This is a genomic window from Paraburkholderia sp. LEh10 (assembly GCF_017814945.1).
In the GTDB taxonomy this organism is placed as follows: Bacteria; Pseudomonadota; Gammaproteobacteria; order Burkholderiales; family Burkholderiaceae; genus Paraburkholderia.
Window position 1 is genome coordinate 35928 of record NZ_JAGIPX010000055.1, and the last position, 16972, is coordinate 52899.

The window sequence follows — 16972 nt, forward strand, 5'->3', positions numbered from 1 at the left end:
GGCACCCCTATCAAAGACTGGAAATGAGCAGGTGAGAAGATGAGCGAGTCGGTCAAACGCGCATTCGAAGGCGTAAAGCTGTTTCCGTACTGGCTGGACAACCCGGCGGCGCCCGCCGTCGAACGCGAACTGATCGGGCCGACCACGGCCGATCTCGTGATCGTCGGCGGCGGCTTTACGGGTTTGTGGGCCGCGATTCAGGCGAAGGAGAACGATCCGAAGCTCGACGTCGTGCTCATCGAAGCGGGCAAGGTTGCCTACGGCGCATCGGGCCGGCCCGGCGGCATCATTTCGACGTCCGTGATGCATGGCTTGCCGAACGCGACGCGCGTGTTTCCGAAAGATCTCGACGTGCTCGAGCGGCTTGGGCAAGAGAACCTCGATGGTTTCAAGCAATCGCTTGTACGTTATGGCATCGAAGCGGATGTCGAATGGAACGGCGAGATGACCGTGGCCGTCGAAGAAAAGCATCTTGGCCACTTGCACAACGACTTCGAACTGCATGTGTCGCACGGGCACGATGTCGTGCTGCTCGACAGTGACGAGGCGCGTGAGCAGTTGAACTCGCCTTTGTTTGCGGGCGCGATGTGGTCGCGCAACCGCAGCGGCACGATTCATCCGGCGAAGCTCGCGTGGGGCCTGAAGGCGGCCGCCTTGAAACTCGGCGTGAGGCTGCATGAGCATTCGCCGCTGACGCATCTCGAAGAGCGTGGCGCCACGATGATCGTCTACACGGAGGCGGGACGCGTCGAGACGCCGCGCGTGCTGCTCGGCACGGGCACGGCGAAGGTCGGCGTGACGGACATCAACCGTCGGGTGATGCAGGTGCGCGATCACATCATTGCTACGAGCCCGCTGACGCAGGAGCAGATGGCGCGCATCGGCTGGGCGAACCGCCAGGGGGTGTACGACACGCGCACGCAGCTGAACTATTTCCGCTTGACGAAGGACAACCGCATTATTTTCGGTGGGCGTGTCAGCTATCACTTCGGCGGCAACAACAACCCGGCGCAGGATCGCGACGAGCGCACGTATTACAAGCTCGCTGAAGCGTTCTATCGGACTTTCCCGCAACTGGGCGATGTGAAGTTCACGCATGCGTGGGGCGGCCCGATCGACTACTGTTCGCGCGGCGCGGTGTTTGCGCGCAAGTATCACGGTGGCAAGACGGTGTTTGTCGCGGGGTATACGGGCTTTGGCGTCGCGGGCAGCCGGTTCGGCGCGCGCATGGGGCTCGAGATGTTATGGAATCGCGATACGCTGATTACGTCGCTCGATATTTCCCGGAAGGGGCCGTCGTATATTCCGCCGGAGCCGGTGCGTTGGATTGCGGCGAAGATCACGTTTAATGCGTTTGATGGCGCTGATGATCGCGGTGGCTGGCGCAGGTGGTGGATCAACTCCATCAAGGCGCTGGGATTTCCGATGTAGTTTTTTTGTTTTTTTGTCTGCGACGCTGTTGGGGTTGCCAGGCTTTTTGGGGCATGCGCCGTGTGGTTCGCCTTGCCTTTTCGCTGGCATCTGCGATGCGATTTGTTTTGCCGCTGTCGCTGGCATCCGCGATTGCGGTCTGTTTTGCCGCTATCGCTGGCATCCGCGATGCGCCTCGCGGCGCAAGCGTTGCCCCTGTGCGGGGCGGCACTTACTTTCTTTGCCGCCGCAAAGAAAGTAAGCAAAGAAAGCGGGCTCACCCCGCCAATCCTTGTTTCTACCCACGGGCCCCCAACGTTCCGAGTACAGCACCTGCCCACGGGCTCTCAACGTTCCCACGCTAATGAGGGCGACGAGATGTTCGATGCCGTATGTCTGGGCGCAAGCGCGAGACGTGGGTCAGGCGTTAGCCAGTGCGTTGGCAACGCAGTGAGCAAGTACGCAAACATGCTCGCGGCTGGCGGCCCGGGACGTCCCGAAGGTCTCGCCGATGGGTACTATGTTCGACCGACCGTCTTCGGCCACGTGAAGCACGATATGACGATCGCGCGCGAAGAAATCTTTGCGCCGGTGCTGTCGATCATCGGCTACGACACGGAAGACGAAGCCGTCGCGATGGCCAACGACAGCATCTACGGTCTTGCCGGCTACGTGCAGTCGGCGTCGCTGGAACGGGCGCGCGCCGTCGCGAAGCGTCTGCGCACGGGCACGATCTATCTGAACTACGCGGAGTACTCGCCTGAAGCGCCGTTCGGCGGCTATCGCCAGTCGGGCAATGGCCGTGAATACGGCGAGTTTGGTCTCGAAGACTTTCTTGAGATCAAGTGCGTGGTGGGTTACGCGAAATAAGCGTTAAAAAAGCAGTTCGATCGAATGAAACAGGCGGCGGCGGTCGGCGTCTTGCGACCGCGCGCCTTCATCGATTACTTCGCGCAGGCACTCGATAAACCACGCGCCCGCGGAACTGATGGGCACGCCGCGCCGCGACGTGATGCTGACAGTGGTTTCATCGACCACTTCCCTCAACGGCAACGCGCGCAAATTGTCCTTCGCGATGCTCACCTCGACGAGCGGCCACGGAAAGATGCTGAGGAAATCGGTCTGCTGAAGCAGGCCTAGCACGATCGCAAACGAATGCGCGAGATGGATCGTGTGCGGCACTTTCATCCCGCGTTTGCGAAACAGATTGTCGGCCATCGACTCGCTGCTCGCCGGGTCCCAGTTCAGCACCCATTCGGCATCCTGCAGGTCGTGTAGCGTGCGGCATTCGGCAAGCGGATGGCCGCGCCGCGCGACCACGGCCGAATGGGTCGAAAAGAGCGGCACGTTATGAAACTCCGATTGCGGCGACGCAGGCGGCGGGCGGCCGATCGAGAAGTCCAGACTCCCGTCGCGCAGGCGCGGCTGCACGACGGCCAGCAATCCTTCGAAAAACTCCAGTTGCACGTCGGGCATCTTCTGCTTGAAGCGGTTGACCGTCTCCGGCAGAAACGTCAGCGCGAGCCATGGCGTCACGCCGACGGACAGCTTGCCCGCCGCTGCGCCGCGCATCGCTTCGAGCTCGGCTTCCGCCCGCGCAAGCTGTCCGAGCACGAGCCGCGCGTGCACGACGAGCGCACGGCCGTACTCGGTGAACGCGACGCCCGACGGGCTGCGTATCACGAGCGGCGCGCGCAGGTCCGCTTCCAGTTCGCGCACGGACTTGGTGACGGCGGCGGGCGAGAGGCCCATCTGGCGCGCGGCCGCCCGGATGCTGCCCGTTTCGGCGATCGCGGCGAGGGTGCTGAGCTGATGCAGTTTCATGGTCAGACGTATGCGGGGTGGCACCGCGGGTGACAACTACCGGTTGTCACCGTAACCGTTTCCCGCCTGTCCGTCAAAGAAACGGTTGGCTATGCTGGTCTCACAGATATTCAAAGGAGACAGCAGCGTGAACACGATGGTCATCCCCGCCGGCATCGCCGACCTCGAAGACGAAATGATCGCATTGCGCCGCCGCATTCACGCGCATCCCGAACTCGCGTACGAAGAGCACGTAACGGGCGATCTGGTCGCCGGAAAGCTCGCCGAGTGGGGCTACAGCGTGACGCGCGGGCTGGGCGGGACGGGTGTCGTAGGGCAACTGAAAGTGGGCAGCGGGGCGCGCAGGCTCGGCCTGCGCGCCGACATGGACGCGCTGCCGATCCACGAACAGACGGGCCTGCCCTATGCGAGCAAGCTGCCCGGCAAGATGCACGCATGCGGCCACGACGGTCACACGGCGATGCTGCTGGCCGCGGCGAAACACCTGGCGCAGGAGCGTTCGTTCGACGGCACGCTGAACGTGATTTTCCAGCCCGCCGAGGAAGGCCTTGCGGGCGCCAAAAAAATGATCGAAGACGGTCTCTTCGAGCAGTTTCCTTGCGATGCCGTGTTCGCGATGCACAACATGCCCGGCCACCCGACGGGCAAGTTGGGCTTCCTGCCGGGCTCGTTCATGGCGTCGTCCGATACCGTCGTCATCAAGGTGACGGGGCACGGCGGACATGGCGCGATGCCGCACAAGGCCGTCGATCCCGTCGTCGTGTGCGCGCAGATCGTGCTCGCGTTGCAGACCATCGTGTCGCGCAACGTCGCGCCGCTCGACATGGCGATCATCACGGTCGGTGCGATTCACGCGGGCGAAGCGTCCAACGTGATTCCCGAGACGGCGGAAATGCGCTTGTCCGTGCGGGCGCTGAAGCCGGACGTGCGCAGCTTTCTGGAGACGCGCATTCAGGAAGTGGTCCACGCGCAAGCCGCCGTGTATCACGCGCGTGCGGAGATGGACTATCAGCGCCGCTACCCGGTGCTCGTCAACGATCACGCGATGACGGCGTTCGCGACTCAGGTCGCGCGCGACTGGGTCGGCGACGCGGGCCTGATCGGGAACATGCAGCCATTGACGGGCAGCGAAGATTTCGCGTTCATGCTCGAACAGTGCGCGGGTGCGTATCTGATCATCGGCAACGGAGACGGCGAGGGCGGCTGCATGGTCCACAACCCGGGCTACGACTTCAACGACGATTGTCTCGCGACGGGCGCCGCCTATTGGGTGCGTCTCGCGCAGGCGTTTCTGGTCTAACGCGTTCGGGAGACGGACATGAGCTATTCAGCCACTTCGACGCCGACGCAAGACGCTGCCGCAATGTCGGCGAGTGCCGACTCGCAGCCGCAGCGTGCGAGCCACGCAAAAGCGATTGCCGCGATCACGCTCGGTAACGGACTCGAGTTCTTCGACTTCACGATCTACAGCTTCTTCGCGACGATCATCGGCAAGCTGTACTTTCCTGTCGAAGGGCAGCTTATGCAACTGATGCTTGCTGTCGGGACGTTCGGCGTCGGCTTCATCATGCGGCCCGTGGGCGGCGTGGTGCTTGGCGCGTATGCGGACCGCGCGGGCCGCAAGGCGGCGATGAGCCTGACGCTGTGGCTGATGACGCTCGGCTCCGCGATCATTGCATTCGCGCCGACGTATGCGTCCATCGGCGTTGCCGCGCCCGCGCTCGTGATTCTCGCGCGGCTGATTCAGGGCTTTGCGCTGGGCGGCGAGATCGGCGCATCGACGTCGCTGCTGATGGAATACGGCAGCGACCGTACGCGCGGCTTTTACGGAAGCTGGCAGTTCGTGAGCCAGGGCTTGAACACGGTGGTCGGCTCGCTGCTGGGCGTCGCGCTGGCCGCGATGCTGTCGACGCACGCACTCGAAAGCTGGGGCTGGCGCGTGCCGTTCGTGATCGGCATGGCGATGGGGCCGATCGGCGTGTATATCCGGCGTCATCTGGACGAAACGCTGCCGATGCCCGCGGCGTCTAACGAAGCGCCCGCGATCGAGGCCGCGGCTGTCGCGCGGCCCGTGCGCGAGATCGTCGGCACGCACAAGGGCGCGATCGCGACGGGCGTCGTGACGACGATTGGGGGCACGGCGGCGAACTACATCGTGCTGTTTTACCTGTCGACTTATGCGATCAAGATTCTGCATCTGCCGATGTCGCTTGCGTTGTGGGCGTCGTGGACGGCGGCGTTCGTCACGGTGATCTGCTCGCCGTTTGCGGGCTCGCTGTCGGATCGATATGGACGCAAGCGCGTGTTGTGGATCTCGCGAGTGTTGCTGATCGCGGCTGTGTATCCCGCGTTCATGGTCATCAACGCGGTGCCGACCGTGCCTGTACTACTGGCTGTCGTCGCGGTGCTGGGCGTGCTTGTTGCGTTTACGGCAGTGCCGAATATCGTGATGCTGCCTGAGATGTTTCCGCGCGAGATTCGCGCGACGGGCATGTCGATTGTGTATTGCCTCGGCGTGTCGATTTTTGGTGGCTTTGCGCAGTTCTTTGCTACGTGGCTGATCCAGTTGTCGGGGAGTACGCTGGCGCCTGCCTGGTATCTGATCGGTTGCGGCGCGGTGTCGCTGGCGGCGTTGCCGTTCATTCGTGAGACGGCGGGAAGGGCGATTGATTGAGGTAGGGGTTGGGTTGGTTTGTCTGCGACGCTGGTTCTTTGCTTTGCTTTGCTTTGCTTTGCTGCTGTCGCTGGCATGCCGCGATTGCGGTTTGTTTTGCCTTTGCGCTGGCATCCGCGATTGCGCCTCGCGCGCGGGCGTTGCCCCTGTGCGGGGCGGCACTTACTTTCTTTGCCGCGGCAAAGAAAGTAAGCAAAGAAAGCCGCTCACACCGCCAGTGCTTGACGTTTATCCACGTGCTCCCGGCGTCCCCGCACTTCGCACAGTAGCGTGCTGACCTATGTTAGTTGCCATCGTATCCGGCAATTGCCTCACCCGCTTCATGCGCCCGCACAATGGCCTTCCATCGCTGGTGATTCAGCGCCCTGTGCGGCAAACATATGTTGGTTCACACGGCGGCGCTTGAACCGTGCAGAGACGTCGCGCAGCGAAGGTGTTCTGAGGCGCGAAGGCCTACATACGTTTGCCGCACAGGGGCGGTGGATAGTCGAGGTCGTATTCCGCAACGCGGGGGCATGAAGCGGTTGAGGCGTTCAATCAGTGCGCTGGCACGGACATGGGTCAGTGCGTTGCCGTGCGAAGTGCGGGGGACGTTAAGGGCCCGTGGGTAACGGTCAAGGTTTGGCGGTGTGAGCGGCTTTCTTTGCCTACTTTCTTTGCCGCGGCAAAGAAAGTAGGTGCCGCCCCGCACAGGGGCAACGCTTGCGCCGCGAGGCGCATCGCGGATGCCCGCGCAAAGGCAAAACGAACCGCACTCGCGGATGCCCGCGCAAAGGCAAAACAAACCGCACTCGCGGATGCCCGCGCAAGGGCAAAAACCCAGCCGTACCCAAACCCTTATTCCACGCTCTTCAAAGCCCCATCATCCGAAGCAGCGGGCTTCACGGCCCGCTCCCCATTGGCATCCCGCGTCTCGGGCATCGCCGCCCACACCAGCAGCACCGCGAGCGCGCCCGCGGCCGCCAGCCCGACGAAGCTGATCACGCTGCCGAACCGGTCGGCAATAAAACCCGCGACAGCCGTCGAAAGCGTCGCGCCAATCCCCGCCGCGAGGCCGAACAGGCCGATCGTGAGGTTGTAGCGTCCCTTGCCGCCCGCGACGTCGGCGGCAATCAGCGGCAGCATCACACCAAACACGGCAGCGCTCACGCCGTCGAGCATTTGCACGGGCACGAGCAGATACGGACTGCTCACGCCCGCGAACAGCAGCGCGCGCAACGGCAGCGCCGAGAAGCCGATCAGCAGGATGGGCCGCCGTCCCCAGCGTTCGGCCGTGCGTCCGACCCAAGGCGACAGCATCGCGACGATCGCCTGCGGCACGATGATGCACGCGGCAATCACCAGTTGAACGTTGTCGCCCATCCCCGCCGTTACTTCGCCCGCCGCGAGATTGAGCATCGCCGCGTTCGACAGATGGAACAGCACCACGCACGCCGCGAAGATCAGCATGCGCCTGTCACGCAAGAGCTGAAAAATCGATTCCTTCTCTTCGCCGTCGTCGTGTTCGTTTTTCGCGGGCTTGTGCGCCGGCACGTGCTGGTGCTGCGGCATCGCGATCATCGACAGCGCGATGAGCGCAGGCGCCGCGAGCGCCGCCGTCAGCCAGAACACCGCGCGCGCCGAGAAGTACTCGCCAAAGAGGCCCATCAATCCCGCCGCGACGGCACTGCCGATCGACGCCCAGCGCGCGTTGCGCCCGAGCCGGTCGCCGAGATCGTGGCGTCCGACGAGCGCGAACGAGATGGCCGCCATCGCGGGCACGAGCATGCAGCTAGCGAAGCCGTGAAAGACCTCGGCGGCCATCACGGGCAGCACGGTCGGGCTCGTCGCGAGCAGCACGGCGCTGAGGATGATCGCAATGATCGCCCAAGCGGCGGCCGCCTTCTTGTTGCGCAGCGCATCGACGGCGGCGCCGCCCGGCACCTGGCTCACCATCGCGCTGATGGTGCCCACGGACAGGGCGAGCCCGATCTCGCCCTGCGTCCACTTGTGCGACGCGAGATAGGAAGCGATGAACGGCCCGAATCCCGTCTGCACGTTGGCGACGAAGAAGTTGAGCCAGTCGAGGGCGCGAAGACTGCGTGCGTTGACCATGAGACGGCTCGTCATCGTGAATTGCGCGCGGTTGAGGCCGCCGCATCGGACGACGTAGGGCCAGCCGTCGCGGCGGACGCGGGTGCTGGAGGAGGCGCGGGCGAGACGGCGTGGATGGGCTTGTCGGGTTCGTAGGATGGCGAAGCCTTGATCTGCGCGTCATTGAGATCCATCAACGGATGCAGCGTCTTGTCCTTCGTGACGAATCGCAGCGCGGACCAGTTCGCGGCAATCGTGCGGCGATCCGCACTGATGATGCCGCTCACGTCGAGCACCACGGCTTGCGGCTGCGCGTTCGCGTCGACCAGCACGTCGACCACGCGGCCGACCTTGCCGCCGTTCGGACGCTCGACGTCCGTGTCCATCAGCTCGACCTGGCCGGGGGGCACGGCGGGCGCTGCCGTGACGCCGGCAAGCGGCATCGCGAGCGAGGCCGACGGCTTGGCCCGGTTGGCCGCCGATAGCTGGTTCGGCGGCAGCGTGATCGTGATGCGCGGACCCTTTGCGTTCGGCGTGAAGCGGAACGCCGTCCATGGGAAGCCTGCCTTGCGGTCGCCGATGCCGAGAAATCCGTGCAGATTGACGATCATCTGGCGCGGCGTGCCGCTCCCGTCCGCCGTCATGTCGACGGCGCGGCCGATCACCTTGCCGTCAGCCTTCTGCACTTCGCTGTCGAGCAGACCGTGCATCGCGTTGCGATCGAGCACGCGGGTCGTGATGATGGGCGCGGCAGGGGGCGGCGGAGGAGGCGGCGGCGGCGCGGGCGCGACCACGGGCGGCGGCGGCTCCGGCTTGTGCGGGCGCACGACGGGCGGACGCGGCTTCTTCGGCTCCTTCGGCCCGGCGGGTTCGACCGGCTCGGGTTCGGGCTCCGTCACAGGTGCGGGGACGGTCAGGTCCGTCACCGTTGCTTCCGTGATGGGCGCGGGCGGCTGCTCCGTCGGACCGAACAGGCTGCAACCCGACAGCATCGCGATGAGGGCCGCAAAAACGGCCAGGAACAATAGACGGCAGGCTGGACGTAGGAAACCGCCATTCATCAAGTGGGACTCCGTGGCCAGGGCGGCAGGCCGATGCAAGGGCTGTCGCAAACGACGATCCAGTGGTTCATGCAGGCATCGAAGCGTCTCGCCGGCAATGCGTTAAAGGCATGGTTTGCCGAGAGTTTAACCCGTGGCGCTGCGCGGCCCTTGTTTCGTCTGCTCGTTTGCTCGAACAGCGGGCCGTGAAACGCACGGCGGCGAGCGCAAATGCACGATGCGAACGCGCCGCAATCCGCCATCGCCGGCTGAATGCAGTGCGGGCTTCAAAGCGCTGTCGGCCGGCGCTTTTGCACGGCATGCGCGCGCTGAACGCGTAGGTGTTAACGCGCGGGTCGGCATTGCACATTGCCGTGTCTCAAACGATATAAGGATCGCGACATGCCCGGCATGTTTTTATTGCGATAGGAGACATATCGCGATTCGCCTAACCTTCGCCTCAGCACAAGAAGAACGACGCGAAGGCGTGTCGTGGACTGGTGAAAACGGAACGCGATGTCGATCGATGATCGTCCGACGACGGATTACCCGCCGTAACGAGGACGACGTGCGTCTGCGCGCCGCGAAATCGTCAATCGCAGCACACATCTACTACTCAACGAGACGAACCCTGATGACGGCGCAGCCGCTGACCGGCCGCCGTTTCAGCATGCTGATAAAGGAGGCACTCATCATGATGGAACCCCAGGCGCAGAGCATCGCGGAAGCCGGGAGCGAGGTGTTCGGCAACACCGGCGACGGGCAGACGACATTCTTCGACCGCTTTTTCGACATCACCGCGCGCGGCAGTACGGGACGCCAGGAGATCATCGCCGGCATCACGACGTTTCTCGCAATGGTCTATTCCGTGTTCGTCGTGCCGGGGATGTTCGGCAAGGCGGGCTTCGACACCAGTGCGGTATTCGTCGCCGTGTGCCTGACGACGGCCTTCGGCTCGCTGCTAATGGGCGTGTGGGCGCGTCTGCCGATTGCGATCGGCTGCGCGATCTCGCTCACCGCGTTCACCGCGTTCGGCCTCGTGCTCGGCAAGGGCCTGCATCCGAACGTCGCGCTGGGCGCCGTGTTCCTGATGGGGCTCGTGTTCACCGCGATTTCGGTGACGGGCGTGCGCTCGTGGATTCTGCGCAACCTTCCCGCGGGTGTCGCGCACGGCACGGGTATCGGCATCGGGCTCTTTCTGCTGCTGATCGCGGCGAACGATGTCGGTCTCGTCGTGAAGAATCCGGGGCCCGGTCTGCCCGTGACGCTCGGCCATATCACGTCGCTTCCCGTGCTGATGTCGGTGGGCGGGCTCGCCGCGATCTTCGGTCTGGTGCGTCGTCGCGTGCCGGGCTCGATCCTGATCGTGATCGTCGCGATCTCGGCGCTTGCGTTGCTGCTCGATCCCGGCGTCGCGTTCCATGGCGTGTTCGCGCTGCCGTCGCTGAGCGCGCCGGGACATGCATCGCTGATCGGCGCGATGGACATCAAGGGCGCGCTGTCGCTCGCCGTGCTGCCCAGCGTGCTGGCGCTCGTGATGACGGCCGTGTTCGACGCGACGGGAACGATCCGCGCAGTGGCGGGGCAGGCGGGCCAGCTCGACGCGAATGGCCGCATCATCAACGGCGGCCGCGCGCTGACGGCCGATTCGCTCAGCTCGATCTTCTCCGGCTTCATGGGCGGCGCGCCCGCCGCCGCTTATATCGAGTCGACCGTGGGCGTCGCCGCGGGCGCGAAGACGGGGCTGGCTGCCGCTGTCGTCGGCTTGCTGTTCCTCGTCGTGATGTTCTTCTCGCCGCTCGCCGCGCTCGTGCCTTCCTATGCGACCGCGCCCGCGCTGATGTATGTCGGACTGCTGATGCTCTCGAGCGTGAGCAAGCTGCATATGGACGATATGGTCGATTCGATGTCGGGCCTCGTATGCGCCGTCTTCATCGTGCTGACGGCCAACATCGTCACGGGGATCATGCTCGGGTTCTGCACGCTGGTGATCGGCCGCGTCGTCAGTGGCGAGTGGCGCAAGCTCAATGTCGGGACGGTGGCGATTGCCGTGGTGCTCGCCGTGTTCTATCTCGGCGGATGGGCGATCTGAGCGTCTGTCTTTCCTGACTGCTTCTGACTTTTCGCGGCGGGCGAATCCAGCCGGATCACCACGCCGCCGCGGACCACGAACGCGCAAACCGGGGACGCCGTCCGGGCAACATCAGCCTTGACACGGCGTCCCCCTGTCCTACACTTAACCCCATGGTTAAGTATCAGGACGCCACACTCGATCGCACTTTCGCCGCGCTCGCGGACCCGACTCGCCGCGCGCTGCTGTTGCGCCTGTCGGACAGCCGCGACCTCTCCATTTCCGAACTGGCCGAGCCGTTCGCGATGTCGCTCCCCGCCGTCATGAAGCATCTCGACGTGCTGGCCGACGCGGGCCTCGTCACGCGGACCAAGACGGGCCGCACGGTTGCCTGCCGTCTGTCGGCGGGACCGATGGAGGAGGCCATGGCGTGGCTGTGTCACTATCAGCGATTCTGGTCCGAGGCACTCGATCAACTCGCCGCCTATGTGGAGGAAGCGTCATGCCCGCCCAACCCGCCCTTACGCTCCAGCGGCACCTCAAGGCGCCCCCGGAGAAAGTCTTCAGCGCCTGGACGGACCCGCAGCAAATCGTGAAGTGGCTGCATCCCGGCGGCTGCAACGTGACCCTCGCCGAAATGGAGTTGAAGACGGGCGGCCGCTTTCACATGATCATGCGCGCACCGGATGGCGAAGAGCACGACGTAAGCGGCGTGTTTCGCGAAGTCGCGATCAACGAAAAGCTCGTCTATACGTGGGCGTTCCGTTCGACGCCGGAACGTGAGTCGATCGTCACATTCCAGCTGCGAGCCGACGGCGACGGCACGTGGCTGACGCTCACGCACGAACGCTTCTTCGACGAGGCCGCGCGCGACGCGCATCGCGGCGGCTGGACGGATGCGCTCGACGGACTCGAACGCTATTTCTCGTGAAGGCCGCAAGCGCTGATCGGCAGTGAAGTGGCCATGCAACTGGAGGAGCAGATGGAACCGCACAAGATCGTCTCACGCGAAGAATGGCTTGCCGCTCATCGCGCGCATCTCGCAGAGGAAAAGGCTCATACGCGCGCACGCGATGCGCTCGTCAAGAAGCGCGGCGCGCTGCCGTGGGTGAAAGTCGACAAGACCTATGCGTTCGATACGCCTGACGGCAAGAAGACGCTGGCGGGTCTCTTCGCGGGACGCAGCCAGCTGATCGTCTATCACTTCATGTTCGGGCCGGATTGGGAGCAGGGCTGTCCCGGCTGTTCGTTCTTGTCCGATCATATCGACGGCGCGCTCGTGCACCTCGCGCATCGCGACGTGACGTACGTCGCCGTTTCGCGCGCGCCGCTCGAAAAAATCGACGCGTACAGGAAGCGCATGGGCTGGCAGTTTCCGTGGGTCTCGTCGTTCGGCAGCGACTTCAATTTCGACTTCAATGTGTCGTTCACGCCGCAACAGGAGGCGCAAGGCAAGGTCTTCTACAACTTCGAGACGCAGGACTACGCGTGCGACGAACTGCCCGGAATGAGCGTCTTCTATCGCAATGAGAACGACGAGGTCTTTCATACGTTTTCGGCGTTCGGTCGAGGCGGCGAGCCGCTGATCGGCACCTATACGTTGCTCGATTATGTGCCGAAGGGCCGCGACGAAGACGAGAACAAGATGATGGGCTGGCTGCGCCGTCACGACAGCTACGAAGACGGCGTGTCGGGCAGGACGCTGGCGCAAGAGGGACAGAAGGCGGGTGCTTGCTGTCACGAAGCCGCGCACAAGTGAAGGGCCGGGCATCGAAAGGTGCAACGCGAGAAAGGCGCAACGCGGAACGCCGTGCGCAAGCCCGCGCTTACAGCGACATTTCGAACGCGGGCTTCAGAAAGAGTTCGATGCCCATCACGACGAGGCCCATCGCGCCCGACGCGAGCGTCAGCGTGCCGTATTCGTCGTAGCGCGAATCGTAGAGGCACGCGATCACGAACAGGATCGCGAGCAGATTGGTCAGCCAGTCGAAATTGAGTGCAAGCAGCATTGCGTGATCGGAGCTCGGGCCGTTAGAGCGAGGTCGTCATGAACCTCATCGGACATTGCCGATTCTAGCGACGCGAGCTTACGGATACGCAACAGGCCAGCTTACAGCGTGTGCGCGGGGCAACGCTTGATGCGTGCGCTTACGCGCCGTTCATCATGTCGTGCCCGATCCACTCGGTCACCGACGTGCGCGTCGGTTTCCAGCCCAGCAGGTCGCGTGCGCGGGTGCCGCGCACGCGGCTATTCGAGCCGAGTCCATACGACGCCATTTCATAGCCCCATTCTTCTATCGCGTGATCGAGGGGCCAGTCCTGCGGCGGGCCGAGATGCATCGCTTTCGCGATCGCGCCGCTCATGTCCTTGAACGACGCTTCGCCGCTCTCGACGAAATAGAACGTGCCCGCCGGGCTCTTGTCGAGCGCGAGCCGATACAGTTCGACGACATCGTCGATGAACACGTTCGACCAGATGTTGCCGCCGCTGCCCACGTGCCGCACGACGCCGCTCTTTTGCGCCTGGCGCACGAGGCGCGGCAGCTGCACGCTCGCGCTGCCTTTGACGGCGCCGTGCCCATAGATCAGCGTATTGCACAGCACCGACGAGCGGATGCCGCGTTGCGCCGCGCTCAGCACCAACCTCTCGATTGCGACGCGCGGCGCCTTGTCGGGTGTCGGCTCGGGCAGCGCGTCTTCTGTGTAGATCTTCGCGTCGCCCCGTTCGCCGCCCGACGCGTCACCGACGATGCTCGAGCCGCTCGTATGCAGAAAGGGCTTGCCGGATGGCTTGCGGGAGCCCGCGAGCCCCTCGATCAGCGCCTCGACCGCGCCGCGATGATCGCTGCTCGCGGCGTTGATGACGGCGTCGGCGGCCTTTGCCTGGGCGATCAGCAGGTCGCGGTCGTCGAGCGTGCCGACGATGGGCTCGATGCCGAGGCGCTTCAACTCAGCCGCATGTTCCGGGTTGCGGATCAGGCCTGTCACATGATGCCCCGCGCGCACGAGGCCCGCTGCAATCGATCCGCCAATAAAGCCGCTCGCGCCAGTGACGAAAATGTTCAACACGCTCTCCTTCGAACAACTGGAATGACGACAGTATGGTGTCGAGCGAGTCTTGCAAAAAGCGCGCGAGTTTCAAATCAATCTTGATCTGGAATCAACATTCACGGACGTCCGGCGGCGGGCATCTGGCGGTCGGCCGTCACGAAACGGGCGCATCGCGGCCTTTTTTGATTGCTTGCCAACGCGCGAAGCCGACGTGTATATACAAGTTATCGGCATGGAACGCGGCGCGGCCGGGCGCGACACGGCTGTCGCCGCAAGGCCCCCGCCCTGCGAGAAACATGCCCGCAAAACCGCGTCAGCTCTAGTGGAAAGCCCTTATCGGTTTTTGCAAGATTTGAGTTGTATAGACAAGCTGACGCGGCTACACTTTGTCGAAATTGTATAGACAGGAACTTACATCATGATCCTTACGCCCGGCTCCCTGACCTTGCCCCAACTGCGCCAGATCGCACGCGAACAGGTTACGTTGCAACTCGATCCCGCGAGCTTCGCCGCCATCGACGCCTGCGCTCAAGCCGTCGCGGACATCGCCGCGAAGGGCGACCCGGCGTACGGCATCAACACCGGTTTTGGCCGTCTCGCGAGCACGCACATTCCGCACGATCAGCTCGAACTGCTGCAGCGCAATCTGGTCCTGTCGCACGCCGTCGGCGTCGGCGAGCCGATGTCGCAGCCCGTCGTGCGCCTGTTGATGGCGCTCAAGCTGTCGAGCCTCGGCCGCGGCCATTCGGGCATCCGCCGTGAAGTGATGGAGGCGCTCATCAAGCTGTTCAACGCCGACGTGCTGCCTGTGATCCCCGTGAAGGGCTCCGTCGGCGCATCGGGCGACCTCGCGCCGCTCGCGCATATGTCGGCCGTGCTGCTCGGCGTCGGCGAAGTGTTCGTGAAGGGCGAGCGCGTCCCGGCGACGGAGGGCTTGCGCCTCGTCGGCCTGAAGCCGATGACGCTGCAGGCGAAGGAAGGTCTCGCGCTGCTCAACGGCACGCAGGCATCGGCGGCGCTCGCGCTCTACAACATGTTCGCAATCGAAGACCTGTACCGCGTCGGCCTCGTGGCGGGGGCGCTGTCCGTCGATGCTGCAGCGGGTTCCGTCAAGCCGTTCGACGCGCGCATCCACGAACTGCGCGGCCATCAAGGCCAGATGGATGCGGCCGCTTCGTATCGCGCGCTGCTCGACGGCTCGGCGATCAATCTGTCGCATCGCGATTGCGGCAAGGTGCAGGACCCGTACAGCCTGCGCTGCCAGCCGCAGGTGATGGGCGCCTGTCTCGACCAGATGCGCGCCGCCGCGCAAGTGCTGCTCGTCGAAGCGAACGCCGTCTCCGACAACCCGCTGATCTTCCCGGACACGGGTGAAGTGCTGTCGGGCGGCAACTTCCACGCGGAGCCCGTCGCGTTCGCCGCCGACAACCTCGCGCTCGCCGCATCGGAAATCGGCGCGCTCGCCGAGCGCCGCATCGCGCTGCTGATCGACGCGACGCTGTCGGGCCTACCGCCGTTCCTCGTCAAGGATGGCGGCGTGAACTCGGGCTTCATGATCGCGCACGTGACGGCTGCCGCGCTCGCATCGGAGAACAAGACGCTCGCGCACCCGGCTTCCGTGGATTCGCTGCCCACGTCCGCGAACCAGGAAGACCACGTGTCGATGGCGACGTTCGCCGCGCGCAAGCTCGCGGATATCGCCGACAACACAGCGAACATCCTGTCGATCGAACTGCTGGCCGCCGCGCAAGGCGTCGATCTGCGCGCGCCGCACAAGACGAGCCCGGCGCTGCAAAAGGTGATGGACACTGTGCGCGGGGAAGTCGCGCATTACGAGCTCGATCATTACTTCGCGCCCGATATCGCCGCGATCACGAAGCTCGTGCAGGACGGCACCATCGCGAAGCACAGCCCGTTCTCATTCATCTCCGAGCAACGCTAAACCATCCGCATCGCGGCACAGCGAAAGAGATGAGATGCCCAGCATGAACGCACCCGCCTACCAGGGAATCAAGGACTTCATCCTCGCCCGCATTCACGCGGGCGAATGGAGCGAAGGCCATCAGGTTCCGTCGGAAAACGAGCTTGCACGCGAGTTCAACGTCGCGCGCATGACGGTCAACCGCGCGCTGCGCGAATTGACTTCCGAGCAGGTGCTCACGCGCGTTCAGGGCTCGGGCACGTTCGTCGCGCGGCCCAAGTACGAGTCGACGCTGGTGGCGATCCGCAGCATCTCCGACGAGATCGTCGCGCGCGGCCATCGCTATCACGCGAACGTGCTGAACGTGGGCGCCGCGATTGCCGGCGACGAGCTTGCCGCCGAAATGCAGGTGAGTGCGGGCAGTCCCATCTTTCATTCGCGCGTGCTGCACTTCGAGAACGACGAGCCCGTCCAGCTCGAAGAACGTTGGGTGAATCCTGCTGTCGCGCCCGAATACGCGTTGCAGGACTTCACGAACACGACGCCTAACCAGTATCTCGTGCGCGTCGCGCCGCTGCAGCGCGTCGAATACCGCATCGAAGCATCCGCGCCGGAAGCCGACACCCGCCGACTCCTGACGATGGACGACGCCGAGCCTTGTCTCGTGTTGCACAGGCGCACGTGGTCGCAAGGCGTGGTCGCTTCCGTGGCCAACCTTTGGCACCCGGGCAACCGCTACCGGTTCACCGGCCATTTCTGATTTCGTTTCCGTTCAATCTTCGACTCCATTACCGAGTTATCAGCGCTTCCGAGGGCATCATGAACAACCCGAAACACATCGACCCGCGTCTCGACCCGACCCGCACGATCCGCGCGCCGCGCGGCAGCGAGAAAACCTGCAAGACCTG

At 64.1% G+C, this 16972-nt stretch carries 15 protein-coding genes and 1 pseudogene; 11 read left to right on the forward strand and 5 right to left on the reverse strand.

Annotated elements, in window-relative coordinates:
* The first annotated feature begins 39 nt into the window (after positions 1–39).
* Positions 40–1431 (forward strand): NAD(P)/FAD-dependent oxidoreductase, encoded by a 1392-nt coding sequence (locus tag J8I87_RS32940; RefSeq protein ID WP_209936396.1) that lies wholly within the window; start codon positions 40–42, stop codon positions 1429–1431.
* Between the two features lie 357 nt (positions 1432–1788).
* Positions 1789–2280 (forward strand): aldehyde dehydrogenase family protein, encoded by a 492-nt coding sequence (locus J8I87_RS32945; protein ID WP_280923122.1) that lies wholly within the window; start codon positions 1789–1791, stop codon positions 2278–2280.
* 3 nt (positions 2281–2283) lie between these two features.
* On the opposite strand, the gene J8I87_RS32950 is transcribed toward J8I87_RS32945, so the two are convergent.
* Positions 2284–3234 (reverse strand): LysR substrate-binding domain-containing protein, encoded by a 951-nt coding sequence (locus tag J8I87_RS32950; protein ID WP_209936397.1) that lies wholly within the window; start codon positions 3232–3234, stop codon positions 2284–2286.
* 127 nt (positions 3235–3361) lie between these two features.
* On the opposite strand from J8I87_RS32950, the gene J8I87_RS32955 reads away from it, so the two are divergent.
* A complete protein-coding gene (locus J8I87_RS32955; protein ID WP_209936398.1) occupies positions 3362–4534 on the forward strand; it encodes a M20 aminoacylase family protein in 1173 nt (390 codons plus the stop codon).
* Between the two features lie 18 nt (positions 4535–4552).
* The gene (locus J8I87_RS32960) at positions 4553–5908 is read left to right on the forward strand and encodes an MFS transporter (RefSeq protein WP_209936400.1); all 1356 of its coding nucleotides are present in this window, start codon (positions 4553–4555) and stop codon (positions 5906–5908) included.
* An 837-nt stretch (positions 5909–6745) separates the two neighbouring features.
* On the opposite strand, the gene J8I87_RS32965 is transcribed toward J8I87_RS32960, so the two are convergent.
* Together J8I87_RS32965 and J8I87_RS32970 are read right to left on the reverse strand one after the other, a co-directional pair.
* Positions 6746–8017, reverse strand: coding sequence for an MFS transporter (locus tag J8I87_RS32965; RefSeq protein WP_209936401.1), 1272 nt, complete (start codon positions 8015–8017; stop codon positions 6746–6748).
* A complete protein-coding gene (locus tag J8I87_RS32970; RefSeq protein ID WP_209936402.1) occupies positions 8014–9042 on the reverse strand; it encodes a PRC-barrel domain containing protein in 1029 nt (342 codons plus the stop codon). Before J8I87_RS32970 ends, J8I87_RS32965 begins: the two co-directional genes overlap by 4 nt.
* Before the next feature lie 757 nt (positions 9043–9799).
* On the opposite strand from J8I87_RS32970, the pseudogene J8I87_RS32975 reads away from it, so the two are divergent.
* The 4 genes and pseudogenes from J8I87_RS32975 to J8I87_RS32990 form a co-directional block, all read left to right on the forward strand.
* Positions 9800–11113, forward strand: a pseudogene (locus tag J8I87_RS32975) (NCS2 family permease); the annotation flags it as partial.
* A gap of 152 nt (positions 11114–11265) precedes the next feature.
* A complete protein-coding gene (locus tag J8I87_RS32980) occupies positions 11266–11688 on the forward strand; it encodes an ArsR/SmtB family transcription factor (protein WP_209936405.1) in 423 nt (140 codons plus the stop codon).
* Positions 11595–12023 (forward strand): SRPBCC domain-containing protein, encoded by a 429-nt coding sequence (locus J8I87_RS32985; RefSeq protein WP_209936406.1) that lies wholly within the window; start codon positions 11595–11597, stop codon positions 12021–12023. Before J8I87_RS32980 ends, J8I87_RS32985 begins: the two co-directional genes overlap by 94 nt.
* A gap of 51 nt (positions 12024–12074) precedes the next feature.
* A complete protein-coding gene (locus J8I87_RS32990) occupies positions 12075–12851 on the forward strand; it encodes a thioredoxin family protein (protein ID WP_209936407.1) in 777 nt (258 codons plus the stop codon).
* Between the two features lie 67 nt (positions 12852–12918).
* On the opposite strand, the gene J8I87_RS32995 is transcribed toward J8I87_RS32990, so the two are convergent.
* Together J8I87_RS32995 and J8I87_RS33000 are read right to left on the reverse strand one after the other, a co-directional pair.
* Positions 12919–13101: a hypothetical protein gene (locus tag J8I87_RS32995; RefSeq protein ID WP_209936408.1), complete on the reverse strand. Its 183-nt coding sequence runs from the start codon at positions 13099–13101 to the stop codon at positions 12919–12921.
* 139 nt (positions 13102–13240) lie between these two features.
* Positions 13241–14158, reverse strand: a complete 918-nt coding sequence (locus J8I87_RS33000) for an NAD-dependent epimerase/dehydratase family protein (protein ID WP_209936409.1) — start codon at positions 14156–14158, stop codon at positions 13241–13243.
* Between the two features lie 52 nt (positions 14159–14210).
* Between J8I87_RS33000 and J8I87_RS33005 the strand changes: the two genes are divergently transcribed.
* The 3 genes from J8I87_RS33005 to hutC are packed head-to-tail and all read left to right on the forward strand — an operon-like array spanning position 14211 to position 16824.
* Positions 14211–14546 (forward strand): hypothetical protein, encoded by a 336-nt coding sequence (locus J8I87_RS33005; RefSeq protein WP_209936411.1) that lies wholly within the window; start codon positions 14211–14213, stop codon positions 14544–14546.
* A gap of 12 nt (positions 14547–14558) precedes the next feature.
* The gene (gene hutH / locus J8I87_RS33010) at positions 14559–16085 is read left to right on the forward strand and encodes a histidine ammonia-lyase (protein ID WP_209936419.1); all 1527 of its coding nucleotides are present in this window, start codon (positions 14559–14561) and stop codon (positions 16083–16085) included.
* Positions 16086–16128: 43 nt separating this feature from the next.
* Positions 16129–16824, forward strand: coding sequence for a histidine utilization repressor (gene hutC, locus J8I87_RS33015; RefSeq protein WP_209936421.1), 696 nt, complete (start codon positions 16129–16131; stop codon positions 16822–16824).
* The last annotated feature ends 148 nt before the right edge of the window (positions 16825–16972 follow it).